This is a genomic window from Buchananella sp. 14KM1171, assembly GCF_041380365.1.
Taxonomy (GTDB): domain Bacteria; phylum Actinomycetota; class Actinomycetes; order Actinomycetales; family Actinomycetaceae; genus Buchananella; species Buchananella felis.
Map to the genome: position 1 here is coordinate 469,839 of NZ_CP159981.1, position 14,752 is coordinate 484,590.

Sequence of the window (14,752 nt, forward strand, 5' to 3'; positions counted from 1 at the left end):
CCCGGGAGCCCGTTGGTCGGGCGTGGGAGAATTGCCCCCATGACTAGCCAGAGTGACAGCACTTCTCTGCCCCCCGCCCAGGCACCGGAGCGGGTCAGCACTGATGGCCTGGAGACGCGGTGGGGCGCCGCGTGGGCCGAGCAGGGTACGTACGCGTTTGACCGCAGTGCCTCGCGCGAGCAGGTTTTCTCTATCGACACCCCGCCGCCCACGGTCTCTGGTTCGCTGCACGTGGGCCACGTGTTCAGCTACACGCACACGGACGTGCTGGCGCGCTACCAGCGCATGACGGGTAAGCAGGTGTTCTACCCGATGGGTTGGGATGACAACGGCCTGCCCACGGAGCGTCGCGTGCAGAACTACTACGGGGTGCGTTGTGACCCGTCACTGCCGTACGTGGAGAACTTTGTGCCGCCGCACGAGGGCGGCGAGGGCAAGTCGATCAAGGCGGCCGACCAGCAGCCGATCTCGCGCCGTAACTTCATCGAGCTGTGCGAGCGCCTCACCGAGGAGGACGAGAAGCAGTTCGAGGCGCTGTGGCGCTACCTGGGCCTGTCGGTGGACTGGAGCCAGCACTATCAGACGATCGGTGGTAAGGCGCAGAAGGTGGCCCAGGCGGCGTTCTTGCGCAACCTTGAGCGCGGCGAGGCCTACCAGGCGCAGGCTCCGGGCCTGTGGGATGTCACGTTCCGCACGGCGGTGGCGCAGGCGGAGCTGGAGGCCCGCGAGTACCCGGGCCACTACCACAAGCTGGCTTTCCACCGCACGGATGTTGCGGCTGACGCCCCGGCGGAGGAGCGCGACGTGGTCATCGAGACCACCCGCCCGGAGCTGCTGGGCGCGTGTGTGGCGCTGATCGCTCACCCGGATGATGAGCGCTACCAGCACCTGTTTGGCACCACGGTGACCTCTCCGCTGTTTGACGTGGAGGTGCCGGTGCTGGCCCACGCCGCGGCGGAGATGGACAAGGGTGCGGGTATCGCGATGTGCTGCACCTTCGGTGACTTGACGGACGTTCAGTGGTGGCGCGAGCTGGACTTGCCGATCCGTTCGATCATCGGTCACGACGGCCGCATCACGGGCGAGCAGGAGTGGGTCACTTCGCAGCGTGGCCGCGAGCTGGTTGCCGCGATCACGGGCACCACGACGTTCACGGCCCGCAAGACGGTGGTGGAGGCGGCCAAGGCTAGCGGCGAGATGCTGGGCGAGCCGGTGGCCACGGTGCGCAACACTAACTTCTTTGAGAAGGGCGACAAGCCGCTGGAGATCGTCACCTCCCGCCAGTGGTACATCCGCAACGGCGGCCGCGAGTTCGCTCGCACCGAGGGTGGCCCGCAGCTGCGCGACGAGCTGCTTTCCCGCGCCGATGACCTGGCTTTCCACCCGGACTTCATGAAGGTGCGCTACGAGAACTGGGTGGGCGGCCTGAACTCTGACTGGCTGATTTCCCGCCAGCGTTTCTTCGGTGTGCCGATCCCGGTGTGGTACCGCGTGGGTGAGGACGGCGAGGTCAACTACGAGGACGTGATCACGCCGTCGCTGGAGGCGCTGCCGGTGGACCCGTCCATCGACGTGCCGGCCGGTTTCACCGAGGGCCAGCGGGGCGTGGCCGGCGGTTTCGTCGGCGAGGTGGACATCATGGACACGTGGGCGACGTCGTCCCTGACCCCGCAGATCGCGTGCGGCTGGCTGACTGACGAGGACCTGTTCCAGCGCACCTTCCCGATGGACGTGCGTCCGCAGGGCCAGGACATTATTCGCACGTGGTTGTTCTCCACGATGGTGCGTTCGCACCTGGAGTTTGACTGCTCGCCGTGGCGCAACGCCGCGATCTCGGGCTGGATCCTGGACCCGGACCGCAAGAAGATGAGCAAGTCCAAGGGCAACGTGGTCACCCCGATGGGTCTGCTGGAGCAGTACGGTTCTGACGCGGTGCGCTACTGGGCGGCCTCGGCCCGCCTGGGCACGGACGCGGCCTTCGACGAGGGCCAGATGAAGGTGGGCCGCCGCCTGGCGATCAAGCTGCTCAACGCCTCGAAGTTCGCCCTGACGATGGGTGGGGATGCGGGCCTGAGCCTGGACCTGGCCAACGTGACGGAGCCGATCGACGCCTCGATCCTGGCCACGTTGCGCGGCGTGGTCGCGGACGCCACTGCGGCGTTTGAGCGTTTTGACCACACGCGCGCCCTGGAGTTGACGGAGACGTTCTTCTGGACGTTCTGCGACGACTACTTGGAGCTGGTCAAGGAGCGCGCCTACGGCGTGGAGGGCGCCGAGGAGGCGAGCGCGGGCGCGGTTTCTGCGCGCACCACCCTGGCGGTCGTGGTGGACACGGTGCTGCGCCTGCTGGCCCCCGTGCTGCCGTACGCCACGGAGGAGGTGTGGTCTTGGTACCGCACCGGTTCGGTGCACCGCGCCGCGTGGCCGGTGGCCGACGCTCTGGCCGGCGTGGACGGCGATGTCGCCCTGCTTCCTGCCGCCGGGCAGGCTCTGGCCGCTTTGCGGAAGGTCAAGAGTGAGGCGAAGGTGTCTCAGCGCACTCCTTACGCCCACGCCACTCTGGCTGTGCCTGCCGGCATGGCGGGCGCGGTGGAGGCGTGCCTGGCTGATCTGCGTGAGGCCGGCAAGCTGCGTGGCCAGTTGATTGTTGAGGAGGACGACGCTGCCGAGCGCGCCGTCGTGGTGGACTTCGAGCTCGAGGAGAGCCCGGCGAAGTAGCATCGGCCCAACATTTGCGGCGATACGCGTGGCCGGTTTGGAGGCTTCCTCCAAACCGGCCACTTCGTCTTGGTGCCCGACGGGAAGCAGCTACCTGCATGTTTCCTGGGAGAATTGGCGCCATGACTGAGCAAATTGGCACTCTGCGCGAGTACTCCACCCCGATCCAGGTGGTCCCCGCCGACGACGACACGCTGGCGCGTCTGCTGGACCGCCGCGTGGAGCGCAATCCGGCCGCAACAATGCTGGAGCGCAAGAGCGACGTCGGCGGCGCGTGGCAGAAAATCAGCGCGCAGGAATTTCGCCGGCAGGCACGCGCGGTTGCCAAGGGACTGATCGCCTCGGGGATCGGCCACGGCGAATCGGTGGGCGTGATGGCGGCGACGTCGTACGAATGGAGCGTGCTCGACGCGGCCACGTGGTACGCGGGCGCGGTGCTGGTGCCGGTGTATGAGACGTCGTCGGCGGAGCAGGTCGAGTGGATGGGGATGGATGCGGCCATCAAGCTGATGGTGACGTCCGACGCTGCCACCGCCGCCATCGTGGCGCAGGCCAGGCCCGCTATTGCCTGCCTGGAGGAGGTGCTCTCGATCAGCCAGGACGCGCTGGGCACGCTGGCCGAGCGCGGCGCGGCCGTCAGTGACGAGGAGCTGGAGGCGCGCACGGCGGCGGTGAGCCTGGATGACGTGATGACGATCATCTACACCTCCGGCACCACCGGGCGGCCCAAGGGCGTGGTGCTCAAGCACCGCCAGTTCTCCACGCTGGTTCAGAACGGTCTGCCGTGGCTGGCGGAGGTCATCAACACCCCGCAGACGCGCCTGCTGTTGTTCCTGCCGCTGGCGCACTCCTACGCGCGGCTGCTGAACGTGCTCAGCCTGCTGGGCCCCGGCGTGCTGGGTCACGCCCCCGGCCCGGCCACGCTGCTGGATGACCTGGCGGCGTTCGCGCCGTCCTACGTGCTGGCGGTGCCGCGCGTGTTTGAGAAGATCTACAACTCGGCCGACGCGAAGGCCGGCAGCGGCGTGAAGCTGAAGCTGTTCAGGTGGGCGGCGAAGGTGGCGATCACGTACTCGCGTGCGCTGGACAAGCCGGGCGGACCGTCTGCGGTGTTGAAGGCGCAGCACCGCCTGGCCAGCCGCCTGGTGCTGAACAAGCTCACCCGCCTGCTGGGCCCGAACGCGAAGTACGCGATCTCCGGTGGCGGGCCGCTGGGTGACCGCCTGGGCCACTTCTACCGTGGCATGGGCCTGTCCATCCTGGAGGGCTACGGACTGACGGAGACCACGGCGCCGATCTCGGTGAACAGCCCGCAGCTGAACAAGCTGGGCACGGTGGGCCCGCCGGTGCCGGGCGCCTCCATCCGCATCGGGGACGGCGGCGAGATCCTGGTCAAGGGCGACCAGGTGTTCGAGTACTACCACAACAACCCGGAGGCCACCGCTGAGGTGATCGACGCCGACGGGTGGTTCAACACGGGTGACATCGGGCAGCTGGACGCCGACGGCTACCTGCGCATCACGGGCCGCGCCAAGGAGATCATCGTGACTGCGGGCGGCAAGAACGTGGCCCCGGCCGTGCTGGAGGACCGCCTGCGCGGTCACCCGCTGGTCAGCCAGGTGGTGGTGGTGGGCGACAACCGCCCGTTCATCGCCGCGCTGGTGACGCTGGACAAGGAGATGCTGCCCGGTTGGCTGTCCAACCACGGGCTGCCGGGCATGGGCGTGGACGAGGCCGCCAAGCACCCCAAGGTGCTGGAGGCGCTGGACCGCGCGGTGGCGCGCGCCAACAAGGCGGTCTCTAGGGCGGAGTCGATCCGCAAGATCAAGGTGCTGACCACGGACTTCACGGAGGCCAACGGGCTGCTGACCCCGTCGCTGAAGGTGCGCCGGGCGATCGTGACGCAGCGCTTCGCGGCGGACATCGAGGAGCTGTACGCGGGCGTGACCACGGGCCCGGCCGAAGGCTGACGTTAGGCTCTGGGAGCAGGCGTTCCCGGGCGAAGTGTCGGGGCGGGGTGTGCGGCGCACACCCCGCCCTCTCTCGCGATCTCTCGCACCACCTCTAGTTGGATGCTACGTTTACTACACCTAGATGTAACAAATGCAGCCGGAGGTGAGCATGAGGACCGTAGATGCACTACGCACCCTTGAGGCAGCCACCGTCAGCCAACGAGGGCTGATCACCTCTAACCAAGCGGTTCAACTTGGCATTGACCGCACCACACTCTCGCGTCTTGCCTCCAGTGGCGACGTAGTTGTCGTGCGCCGCGGCGTGTATGCCCTCCCGTCAGCCAGCGCCGACCCGTTCTCTGATGCACGTGCCGCATGGCTCGCCAGTGCCCCTTCGCTCTTTGCCGACCAACGAGTCGGTTCCAGCGAGACTCCAGTACTCTCCCACTCCTCTGCGGCAGCAATCCACGGCATTGGCAGCCTGCTGCCGAACCGACACACGCTTACAACACGGGCTCGCAAGCAATCTCGACAGACGGACATACGTTACGTAATTGCCCCGCTCTCCGACACAGACGTTGACGTGGTGGCTGGCCTCAACGTTACGAGCGCATCCCGCACTATTGGAGACCTCTCTGCAGGGAACACGGATATTGCGCACGTTGCGGAGCTGGTGCACGACGCGCTTGGAAAATCACTTACTTCCCCCGAGGCCCTCGCCTCAGCGCTTCACGCGACCTCCCACAGGTTTGGCCATTCCTCCGGCGAATCGCTTCTCAGTGCGTGCATACAGATCACAGGCCTTCCCCAGCCGATACTAGACACGATTCAGTCGATTATCCGCATACCCGCCATTGAGAAAAACCCGGCCGTTACACAGGCACGCACATTAGCACTGCGCTCGACTACCCTACCTAATCCGCTCGCCGCGAAGATTAGGGCGATGAGCTCGGCCTCCGAAACGCTCGTTAAGCAATTGCGCCTAGCAAAATTATCATCCACATTCCCTGGCGCCGAGCAAATCGCGGCGATCCTTTAAGGCGTAATGCGTTCTCACCAGGCCACAAAGCACCACCTTGACGCAGCAAATCGGCTGGTCCAGAGAGCTATCCATCAGACATCCCCTGTCCAGGAATTACAGCAAAGGATAAGTGCGCTGAACACAGTTAACTACGGCGATCTCTCGCCAAGTAGCTCTCTCCGCACTGAGACAGAAGACTATCTGGGTAGCGAAAGTTAATCATGAGAGCAGATTCGTCGCGCGACCTTCAAAGACTCAAGGCGTCCCTGGACTCGCTCATCCGCAATGAGGCGAGAGCCAGAAATACGCATGCGACCAAAATTAGACACCAATTTGCGTTTGCACTGCTTTACAAGCGACTGTTCTCTGCAGGCCAAAGCGACTGGATACTCCTTGGGGGAAATGCCCTACTAATCCGAACTGGCGGTGGGGGCTTCACCCAAGACATCGACTTGGCTCTAGCCGGTTCGGAACGAGCTATCGAAGATCTCCGGGCAGAACTAGAGCACTATCTTTCTCTCCCCATACCAGGCGACCCATTTGTGTTTCGCCTGAATAAACTATTCGAAACCAGGCGCGCGGACGCCTTTGGCTACGGAACCACTACCATCAAAGCCACAATTGACACATTATTGGGCGCTCTCCCGTTTCACACGATCCAAGCAGATATCACCGAACAACGCCATATATATGGCCCCGTGGACCGCGTGCGAATCTCCCCAATCATTGAACACGAGCTAATCTCAGATCTGCCACTAGTTCCAACCGTTCCCATCGAGAACCATCTGGCTGACAAGGTGTGCGCAATGTACGAGTGTCACGGTGCCGCCAAGCTGCCTTCGACACGCTACCGAGATCTTGCGGACATCGTTCGAATCGTTACCATGCTGCCGTTGGATGGCGCTCGCCTGTCACAAATGCTCAAGCACGAGTCCAGCAGGCGGGGGATTTGCCTTCCCAAACAGATGGTCTCACCAGGGCCGCTTTGGACTACAGAGTTCAAAAGAAACGCCGCGACATTTGAAGAGTATCCTCCCGAGCTTCGGGAACTGGTTGCTGCTCTTGATGTAGCGGGGGCTTGTCTTAATCCCATTCTGGACGGTTCTGTTTCTATAGGCGCCTGGAATTTAGGCGCTTTTCACTGTCGGCAATGAATACGCTTTACGGCGGACATCGAGGAGCTGTACGCGGGCGTGACCACGGGCCCGGCCGAGGGCTGAGGTTAGGCCCTGGGGGGCGGGCGTTCCCGGGCGAAGTGTCGGGGCGGGGTGTGCGGCGCACACCCCGCCCCTCAATCGTTCTGGCGGTCTAGCGCAGCGGAGGTAGCAAGTCCTTCCTCCGCACGATCACAGCCCTGCTTCTGGTTGCGATACTGGATTCAAGACAGTCGTGGTCGGGTGCGTTCCGGCGGGCTCGGCCAGAGTCTGGCCCACTCATCCCGCTCTTTCTTAGGAGGGACCATGTCCGCAAACTTCCCGCAGAATCCCGCACAGAGTGGCACGCCCGGTCAGCCCAACTATTCCCAGCCGCAGGGCGCGCCCAACGGGCAGCAGGCTTACGGCCAGGCGGGCTATGGGCAGCCTGGTTACGGGCAGGCTGGTTTCGGACAGCCCGGCCCTGCCGCGTACGCCGCCTTCCCCGGTTTCCGGGGGATGTCCTCGAAGTCGAAGCTGGCTGCCGGCCTGCTGGGCATCTTCCTTGGTGCACTCGGTGTGCACAACTTCTACCTGGGCAACACCGGCAAGGCCCTGGCGCAGCTGCTCATTTCCGTGCTCTCGCTCGGCTTCCTGTCCTTCGTCTCCGCTATCTGGGGTTTCATCGAGGGGATCCTGATCCTGACTTCTAAGCCCGGCACAGAGTGGCACCGCGACGCCGACGGGCTGGAGCTCCTCGACTAGGCGAGTCAGCCCCAAATCCGGTCCGGGGGCGGGGAGCACTTCACTTCGAAGTGCTCCCCGCCCCCGCTCGCAGCTAGAGGTCCAAATGGAGGCGCAGGGCGTCGTTTAGTTTGAGCATCGACTGGTAGCTGAGCGTCCCTATGTAGTCACCGACGTGGGTGACGGAAACGGTTCTGACCTGCTCGGCTTGGAGTTTGGAGTCCTGGCGTAGCCCGCACTCTTCCGCCGGGACAAGCACTTGAAACGGCGCCACCCGTTTCGCGCTGCTGGTTAGCGGTACGACGGTGATCGTGCCGCGCCCGGTTTCCTGCGCGACGAAGTTGGCGTCGTTGCGGCTGACGATTGCAGCCGGGCGCCGCTTGTTGGCTTCACTGCCCTGCGTAGGCTCAAAGTTGACCCAGTAGACGTCACCGCGCCTCACTGCAGCCCCTCCCCCGAGGTGGCCTCCCACAGTGCAGCATCCGCGGAGTCCTCCCACTCCTCCGCTGCGGCCGCATACGCGGCACGCAGGTCGGGAGCGGTCAGCTGCTGGATCGACAACTGGATGGCCGCGGAGCGCGACGGGATCTGCTTCTCCTGGATGTATTTGTCCAGGGCGGCCAGGGACTCGTCGGCGAGGCTGATGCTGATCTTGACGGCCATACTGGGATCATACTGGAGGCGTACCGCTGCGGAGAAGGGGATTGCGCAGCGCTTCCCACCCTCCGGTCTCTTCCAAAGGCCACCTCCGCGCCCGCACTACAGGTCGCGCCGCCAGGACAGCACCGCCCACGCCCCGGCAAGAACCAGGCAGGCCAGGCTGGTCCACGGCAGGGCGGCGGCGGGGGAAAACAGGCGGGCGGCAACGTCGTGCATGGGGAGATAAATCCGCCAGGCGGGCCGGATCGCGTTTATGGCCACCGGCGCGATCCACAGCGCGGCCAGGGTGATCAGAGCGCCTCGCGGCAGGGAGCGGGTGGCGTCGGTGAGCAGGGCGGCCAGCGCGGCGCAGGCGAGCAGGTAGAGCGCCAGGCGCAACGCGATTCCACCGCCGAGCGCGTGTCCGGCCAGGCGGGCCGCTCCCCAGGCGGCCACAGCGCTCCCGGCTGACAGCACGCCGGCCACCGCCCCGGTGCTCAGAGCGCGGGCGGCGGTCAGGACACGCCGATCGGGGGTGGCCGCCAGGGTGGAGCGCAGCACCGGCCCGAACTCTGCACCCAGGATCGTCGCGGTGGCCACCACCACGCCGGCGGGCAAAAGGGGAAGCAGGATGGCCAGCAGGGCGGCAGGATCGGCGGCAGGCGCGGCGGCCAGCGAACCGGCGGCGCTCGCGCGGGCGTTGGCGGCGGCCACCCACCCCAGCAGGCCGCCCCACAGGAGCGCGCCCGTACCGGCCGCCCAGTTCAGCGGCAGGGTGGTTAGCTTGATTAGGTTGGCGTGGAGAATAGCTCTCATTCGTCCCCCCTCCACTCGCGCACCAGTCCGGCTACCCACACCAGGAGCACCCAACCGACGTAGGCAGCGGTGGCCACGGCGGGAGATGGCATGCCGGGTTCCGGGGTGAAGCGGATGATGGCGGTGCCGATGGCGTCGGGCAGGAACCAGGCGGGGGCGAAGTGTATTGCCACCAGGTAGCCGACGGAGATGACCGTGGAGTTGGCGACCATCCACACGGTGGGGATGAGGCCGCCCCGAAGCAGCAGGGTCAGGCCGGCGCAGAACTGGGCGGTGAGCAGTCCGTAGACGAAGATGCTGGCCAGGGTGCGGGCATCCACGCCCGCCAAGACGGCGGGGTGTATCGCCCCGCTAGCGGCCACCACTCCCCCCAGGGCGGCGGCCATGACTGCGGCGCTCAGGGCCAGGATGACCACGAATTTGGCGGCCAGCCAGCTCGACGCGCGCGGGGTGGCGCTGCGGGTGGCGAGGGACTGGCGCCCTCCCCCGGCCTCTGCGGGCATGGGCTGCCACTCCTGCCCCATGATCGTGGCGGCTATGAAGGCGACGGCTGCCACGGCGATGAGCGCCTCCTGCATCTGCCCCAGGCTGAAAAGCTCCCCGCGCGCCGCCAGCGCCCTGGCGTTGAGGGCGGCCAGCGCGGGGGCGGCCAGCGCGCCGGCCAGGGCGGCCACCCACACCGAACGCAACCCGGCCACCTTCAGGATCTCTGCGTGCAGGTGCTTCATCGCTGCGCTCCTGCCACCAGGGAGAAGTAGGCGCTTTCGAGGCTGGCGTGCCCGCGCGCCAGGTCCGTGGCGGTGCCGGCGGCCAGGATGCGACCGTGGTCGATCACCACGATGTCGTCGGCCACGGCGGCCAGTTCGCTAATGACGTGGCTGGAGAGCAGCACGGTCCCGCCCCTATCTGCGTGGGAGCGGATGGTGGCGCGCAGCCAGGCGATGCCGTCGGGATCTAGCCCGTTGAGCGGCTCGTCCAGCACCAGGACGGCCGGGGAGCCCAGTAGCGCGGCGGCGAGCCCGAGGCGCTGGGCCATGCCCAGGCTGAATTTGCCGGCGGGGCGGCGCGCGTGCCGGGTCAGCTCGACGGCGGCGAGCACGCGATCGACCTCGGCGCGCGGGATCTGGTTGCTGGCCGCCAGCCATCGCAGGTGGGAGCGTGCGCTGCGGGCGGGGTGGGCGCTGGCGCCGCCCAGGCTGGAGCCCACCTTGCGCAGCGGGTTCTTCAGCTTGGCGTAGGGGCGCCCGTCGATGAGGGCGGCGCCGCTGGTGGCTTTGTCCATGCCGAGCAGGATGCGCATGGCCGAGGATTTGCCCGCCCCGTTCTTGCCCAGGAAGCCGGTGACGCGCCCGGGGGCGGCGGTGAAGCTGACCGCGTCAAGGATGCCTACTCCCCCGCGATGCTTGCTGACGTTGTCGAAAGTGATCATGGGGGAAGTGTTGGCCGTGGCTCGGCGCGGGCGCATCGGACGGTGGGCATCGGACCGTGGTCCGATGTGGCGGGCCGGGCGGCGCTTCTAGGATTTGCCTGTGCCCGAGTCGCGTCCGCAGTCATTCTGGTTTTCTCTCAGCGCCGCAACGGTGTTCGTGGTGGCCGCACTGGCGTCTTTGACGGGCGTGGCCCCGTATTCGCCGGGCGCAATGTGGGTGCTCGGGGCGTGCGTGGTGGGACTAGCGAGTCTCGCGGCGTGGTTCGCGTGGCAGGCGGTGCGGGTGCGCAGGCAGGCCGCGCGCGAGGTGTCGTCGGCGCAGGAGCGGGCGGCTGTGTTGAGAGAGCGCCTGTTGATTGCTAGCGAGTTGCACGACGTTCTCTCCCACGGCCTGGGTGCGATCACCTTGCGCGCACGGGCGGGGGCGATTGGGGTGATGGGCGACGTTGCCGCCGACGCCCTGAATGAGATTGCCGCTTTGAGTAGTGCCGCCACGAGCGAGCTGCGCCGACTGCTGCTGGTGCTGCGCGACCCGGAGGCGGCCAGCCCGCTGCGCCCGGCCGTGGGTATCGCAGCTGTGGGCGAGTTGGCCGCGCAGATGCGCGGGGCCGGGCTCGCGGTGGAGGTTTTGGGCCTGGAGGTGCGAGCCGAGGCCGGGGCCGAGCTGCTGGTCTACCAGGTGGTGCGCGAGGCGTTGAAGAACACGCTCAAGCACGCGGGGCCTACCACGGTGCGGTGTCGGATCGAGAGCGCCGGCGGGCAGGTGCACGTGGTGGTGGCCGACGAAGGGCCGCGCGGATACGGGCGAGCCGGGAGCAGTGGGGATAGCGCTGGAGTTGGCGAAGGGGGCGCCGGTGGCGGTGGTGCTGGCGTCGGCCACAGGGCTGGCGGCGTGCGCGGGGCCGGCGACGGTGGGAGCGTCGACCACAGGGCTGAGGGCGTGCGCATGGCGGACGGCATGCGCATGGCCGACGGCGTTCGCGGGGCCGGGAGCGGGCACGGCTTGGGCCTGCTGGCTCAGCTGGTGGCGGCGGCAGGTGGCGAGTTGAAGTGCGGGCCGCGCGGGCGCGGGTTCATGGTAGAGGCGGTGATCCCGGGTGGAGGCGCGCGTGGTTAGGGTCCTGATCGCGGACGATCAAAGGCTGGTGCGAGAGAGCCTGGCGCACCTGCTGGCGGCGCAGGACGGTATCGAGGTGGTGGGGCTGGCTGCGGACGGCCGGGAGGCGCTGGAGTTGTGCCGGGAGTTGGTGCCGGATGTGGCGTTGCTGGACATCCGTATGCCGGTGATGGACGGGCTGGAGGCGACGCGACGGATCGCCGGTGATCCGGAGCTGGCGGGGGTGCGGGTGTGCGCGCTGACGATGTTCGAGCTGGACGACTACATATACGGTGCACTGCGGGCCGGGGCGGCGGGTTTCCTCCTGAAGGACGCGCAACCGGAGGAGCTGGCGCGGGCGGTGCGGTGCTTGGCCCGCGGGGAACAGATCCTCTCCCCCAGTGTGCTGGCCTCGGTGGTGCAGCGGGCCCTTGCGTCCCAGTTGGCCGAGGCTCCCCGGGCCCCGGGTTCGGGCGCACCAGAAAGCGACCGCCCCGGGATTGGGCAGGTTCCAGAGACCGGGGCGGGTGGCGGGGGCGGTTTTCCCACCCCCGCCACCCCGGCTTGGATAGAACGAATCACGCCCAGGGAGCGGGAGGTTCTGGCGCTGATCGGGCGGGGCTACACGAACGCGGAGATTGAGCGGGAGCTGTTCATCTCCAGGGGCACCCTGAAGGCGCACATCGGTCATTTGCTTCTGAAGCTGGAGGCGAGAGACAGGGTGCAGCTAGTCCTCATGGCAGCAGAGGCGGGGCTGTAAACGGTCAGGGCACTGAGTTCGGCACGGAATGCACCGAACCCTGGTTCGTTGTGTCCCACGTCAAGTAGTTGGCAGGATTTCTTCTTGTTCAAAGGTGGGGATGGTCGCTCTGGCTCGGCCGAGGTGGACATCCAGGGGACGGTGGCGCAACTGTGTGACGTGCTCGTCGAGGTCGGTTGCCATCCTGGAGACCTGCGACTTCGACAGCGAGTCGATACCGAGGGTTTTGATGAGCTTGTCCATGCCCCGGGTGGAGAAGGCGGCGGGGTAGCAGTCGGCGACCACGGTGATCAGGGCCGCCTCGCAGCGCTTGCGGCGTTCCATGAGCCAGTCGGGAAAGTAGGTGCCTCTACGCAGTTTGGGCGCAGCGATGTCGATGGAGCCAAGACGGGTGTCCAAGGGGCGGTGGCGCTAAACGTTGCGCTGCGTCACTCTCTCAGGGCTGGGTTGGCCCCACTGGGCGCCACACACGGCAACCGCGTGGGCAGACAGCAGCGCGCTGATCACCGTCTGCAGCAGATCACGCATCAGGTCGGGGGGTGCCCCTATGTGGTGTGTCAAGCAGCCAGGGGTAGTTTCGCGGCTGGTTGTGGGTCGTAGAGGGTGCCGGTGCGGATCATGGCGTGGAGGGTCAGGATGCGGCGGTGGGCTAATGCGAGGAGTGCTTGGTTGTGGCGTTTTGTCTGGTCCCGTTTACGCTGGTAGTAGGCCTGAGAGACCGGATCAGAGCGCAGGGAAGCGAAGGCCGACAGGAACATGGCTCGTTTGAGTCTTTTGTTTCCGGCGTGGGAGACATGCTCGCCGCGGATTGATGAGCCTGAGCGGCGTGTGACAGGGGCTAGTGGGGCATAGGAGGCTAGCTGTGCGCCAGTGTTGAAGGTCTTGCCCAGGGTCTCGGCCAGGAAAACGGCTGCGGCCCAGGCTCCCGATCCCGGGCATGGAGGTCAGGACCAGGAAAAGAGGGTGGGTCCCGGACCAAGGCTTGCTCTTGGCTATCTGCATCGCAGGCGTTGGGCGTGCAGGTTGAGGAGCTGGCGGGCCAGATGAGGAAGCACGATTGCAGCAGCGTCGGTTCCCGCGACGGTGACGCTTTGCTGGCTTAGAGCCGAGACGATCTGGGTTGCCCAGACGGTGTGCCGCCGAGAGCCGTGTTTCTTTAGCTTGGCGTCAATCCTTGCCTTACCTGCCCGTTTCATTTCAGCTGGGGTGGGCCAAGCCGCAATTACTTCCAGGACGGCGTCATGTTCCAGCCAAGGCCCCAGAACAGCCTCCAGAGCGGGGCGGGGTCTGTGTGTACAGGCCCCGGATCCGGTTGGCTGTCTGGTTGACCTGACGGGCTAGGTCCAGATCAAAGCCGGTGAGCATCGATAATGCGGCGCTGTCCTCATCAGATATGTTGATAGCCCGCAGGGTGTGAGGCATCGTCCTGGCGGCCTCAGCTATCACAGCTGCGTCCTTGGCGTCGGTCTTGGCATTGCCCGGGCTTAGATCCGCAATACGACGCATGGACAGACCTGGCAGGTAGGCCACGGTGATTTCCATGTCCTGGGCTACTGCCACGGCCAGGGCACCAATGGTGGCTTACCTGGTCCACCACCACCAAGACCGTGCCGTGCTTGGCTAGGTCTTGGTAGAGCAAGCGCAGTTTGGTCTCGTCGTTGGGCAAAGGCTTGTCTAGGAGTTTCTTGCCCGCGCGGTCTAGGGCGTGAGCCCAGTGTTCGCTTTTGCCTACATCAATGCCGACAAAGACTGAGATCTGGTCAATTTCTACGGCCGTTTCCTTGCTTGTAAGCCACGGCCAGCACCACGGTCACCAGCACCGACACCCACGTGTGCGTTAGACCTCGCTACAAGCGGGTCGTTCCCCTAATCAGCGCCTCCCCTGCGCCCAACTGTCGTGGGTGACAACACCCCCCGGATCATTGGCTAGACAGGGGCAAACCATCATGCCCACAACAGCTGGCCGAGCCCGGAACAACCGAGCCACAAACAAAGTAACGGGCAGGCTACGGCCAGAGCTTCACTCAGAAGGCCGGCAGGGTCGACAATATGAGGAGCGGTCATCGTAACGAGTCCTTTCGAGCGGGTTGTAGGAGATTCCTCGAAGGATCACACGGTGACCGCGCCTACATCCACAAGCCGGGCCGACCACCAAGTGGTTACACCACTATGCGGGACTCAACTGGCGCTTCCTACCGGCTACGCAACACCAACATGACCTCCCTACCTTCCGCTCGCATCCAGAAACAGGCAGACTACACAACACCAACCGGTGGTCCCCTTTTCGACCGTCGTCGACAAGCGGGCTCCTCCCAATCACCGGAGGATTCAGACCCCTATTCCACCAATGATTGGGAAGAGCCCCGTAAACCGTCGGAGCAAATTTAGGAAGAGCAACAGCTTCCCGTATGCGCGATGAGGCAGTAGACTCACAGCGAATGGTG

At 65.9% G+C, this 14,752-nt stretch carries 12 protein-coding genes and 2 pseudogenes; 7 read left to right on the forward strand and 7 right to left on the reverse strand.

What is annotated here, in order from left to right:
• Positions 1-39 precede the first annotated feature (39 nt).
• The 5 genes from valS to ABYF38_RS01900 all read left to right on the forward strand — a co-directional run bounded on the left by valS (position 40) and on the right by ABYF38_RS01900 (position 7,589).
• Positions 40-2,718 (forward strand): valine--tRNA ligase, encoded by a 2,679-nt coding sequence (valS, locus tag ABYF38_RS01880; RefSeq protein ID WP_371152438.1) that lies wholly within the window; start codon positions 40-42, stop codon positions 2,716-2,718.
• 122 nt (positions 2,719-2,840) lie between these two features.
• A complete protein-coding gene (locus ABYF38_RS01885) occupies positions 2,841-4,688 on the forward strand; it encodes an AMP-dependent synthetase/ligase (protein WP_371152439.1) in 1,848 nt (615 codons plus the stop codon).
• A 151-nt stretch (positions 4,689-4,839) separates the two neighbouring features.
• A complete protein-coding gene (locus tag ABYF38_RS01890; RefSeq protein WP_371152440.1) occupies positions 4,840-5,709 on the forward strand; it encodes a type IV toxin-antitoxin system AbiEi family antitoxin domain-containing protein in 870 nt (289 codons plus the stop codon).
• Positions 5,710-5,912: 203 nt separating this feature from the next.
• Entirely contained in the window at positions 5,913-6,845 is a 933-nt protein-coding gene (locus tag ABYF38_RS01895) for a nucleotidyl transferase AbiEii/AbiGii toxin family protein (protein ID WP_371152441.1), read from the forward strand.
• 306 nt (positions 6,846-7,151) lie between these two features.
• A complete protein-coding gene (locus ABYF38_RS01900) occupies positions 7,152-7,589 on the forward strand; it encodes an NINE protein (RefSeq protein WP_371152442.1) in 438 nt (145 codons plus the stop codon).
• A 73-nt stretch (positions 7,590-7,662) separates the two neighbouring features.
• Here ABYF38_RS01900 and ABYF38_RS01905 read toward each other — a convergent pair whose 3' ends face one another.
• The 5 genes from ABYF38_RS01905 to ABYF38_RS01925 all read right to left on the reverse strand — a co-directional run bounded on the left by ABYF38_RS01905 (position 7,663) and on the right by ABYF38_RS01925 (position 10,452).
• Entirely contained in the window at positions 7,663-8,010 is a 348-nt protein-coding gene (locus ABYF38_RS01905; RefSeq protein WP_371152443.1) for a type II toxin-antitoxin system PemK/MazF family toxin, read from the reverse strand.
• Positions 8,007-8,231 carry an antitoxin gene (locus ABYF38_RS01910; RefSeq protein ID WP_371152444.1) on the reverse strand — a complete coding sequence of 75 codons (225 nt, stop codon included), beginning with the start codon at positions 8,229-8,231 and terminating at the stop codon, positions 8,007-8,009. The genes ABYF38_RS01905 and ABYF38_RS01910 overlap by 4 nt, the downstream gene beginning before the upstream one ends.
• 96 nt (positions 8,232-8,327) lie before the next feature.
• Complete coding sequence (locus ABYF38_RS01915; RefSeq protein WP_371152445.1) at positions 8,328-9,023, reverse strand: hypothetical protein; 696 nt, start codon at positions 9,021-9,023, stop codon at positions 8,328-8,330.
• A complete protein-coding gene (locus ABYF38_RS01920) occupies positions 9,020-9,751 on the reverse strand; it encodes a hypothetical protein (RefSeq protein WP_371152446.1) in 732 nt (243 codons plus the stop codon). Before ABYF38_RS01920 ends, ABYF38_RS01915 begins: the two co-directional genes overlap by 4 nt.
• Positions 9,748-10,452: an ABC transporter ATP-binding protein gene (locus ABYF38_RS01925; protein ID WP_371152447.1), complete on the reverse strand. Its 705-nt coding sequence runs from the start codon at positions 10,450-10,452 to the stop codon at positions 9,748-9,750. The genes ABYF38_RS01920 and ABYF38_RS01925 overlap by 4 nt, the downstream gene beginning before the upstream one ends.
• A gap of 100 nt (positions 10,453-10,552) precedes the next feature.
• On the opposite strand from ABYF38_RS01925, the gene ABYF38_RS01930 reads away from it, so the two are divergent.
• Entirely contained in the window at positions 10,553-11,569 is a 1,017-nt protein-coding gene (locus ABYF38_RS01930) for a sensor histidine kinase (RefSeq protein WP_371152448.1), read from the forward strand.
• Positions 11,562-12,308, forward strand: coding sequence for a response regulator (locus tag ABYF38_RS01935; RefSeq protein WP_371152449.1), 747 nt, complete (start codon positions 11,562-11,564; stop codon positions 12,306-12,308). Before ABYF38_RS01930 ends, ABYF38_RS01935 begins: the two co-directional genes overlap by 8 nt.
• A gap of 132 nt (positions 12,309-12,440) precedes the next feature.
• Here the strand turns inward: ABYF38_RS01935 and ABYF38_RS01940 are convergent.
• Positions 12,441-12,869 (reverse strand): annotated as a pseudogene (locus ABYF38_RS01940) (transposase); the annotation flags it as partial.
• Positions 12,866-14,073, reverse strand: a pseudogene (locus ABYF38_RS01945) (IS110 family transposase). The pseudogenes ABYF38_RS01945 and ABYF38_RS01940, both read right to left, overlap by 4 nt.
• Positions 14,074-14,752: the final 679 nt, after the last annotated feature.

Excerpts from the sequence above, each read along its gene's own strand:
- valS (WP_371152438.1), top strand. The coding sequence starts at position 40 with ATGACTAGCCAGAGTGACAGCACTTCTCTGCCCCCCGCCCAGGCACCG.
- ABYF38_RS01885 (WP_371152439.1), top strand. The coding sequence starts at position 2,841 with ATGACTGAGCAAATTGGCACTCTGCGCGAGTACTCCACCCCGATCCAG.
- ABYF38_RS01890 (WP_371152440.1), top strand. The coding sequence starts at position 4,840 with ATGAGGACCGTAGATGCACTACGCACCCTTGAGGCAGCCACCGTCAGC.
- ABYF38_RS01895 (WP_371152441.1), top strand. The coding sequence starts at position 5,913 with ATGAGAGCAGATTCGTCGCGCGACCTTCAAAGACTCAAGGCGTCCCTG.
- ABYF38_RS01900 (WP_371152442.1), top strand. The coding sequence starts at position 7,152 with ATGTCCGCAAACTTCCCGCAGAATCCCGCACAGAGTGGCACGCCCGGT.
- ABYF38_RS01910 (WP_371152444.1), bottom strand. The coding sequence starts at position 8,231 with ATGGCCGTCAAGATCAGCATCAGCCTCGCCGACGAGTCCCTGGCCGCC.
- ABYF38_RS01915 (WP_371152445.1), bottom strand. The coding sequence starts at position 9,023 with ATGAGAGCTATTCTCCACGCCAACCTAATCAAGCTAACCACCCTGCCG.
- ABYF38_RS01920 (WP_371152446.1), bottom strand. The coding sequence starts at position 9,751 with ATGAAGCACCTGCACGCAGAGATCCTGAAGGTGGCCGGGTTGCGTTCG.
- ABYF38_RS01925 (WP_371152447.1), bottom strand. The coding sequence starts at position 10,452 with ATGATCACTTTCGACAACGTCAGCAAGCATCGCGGGGGAGTAGGCATC.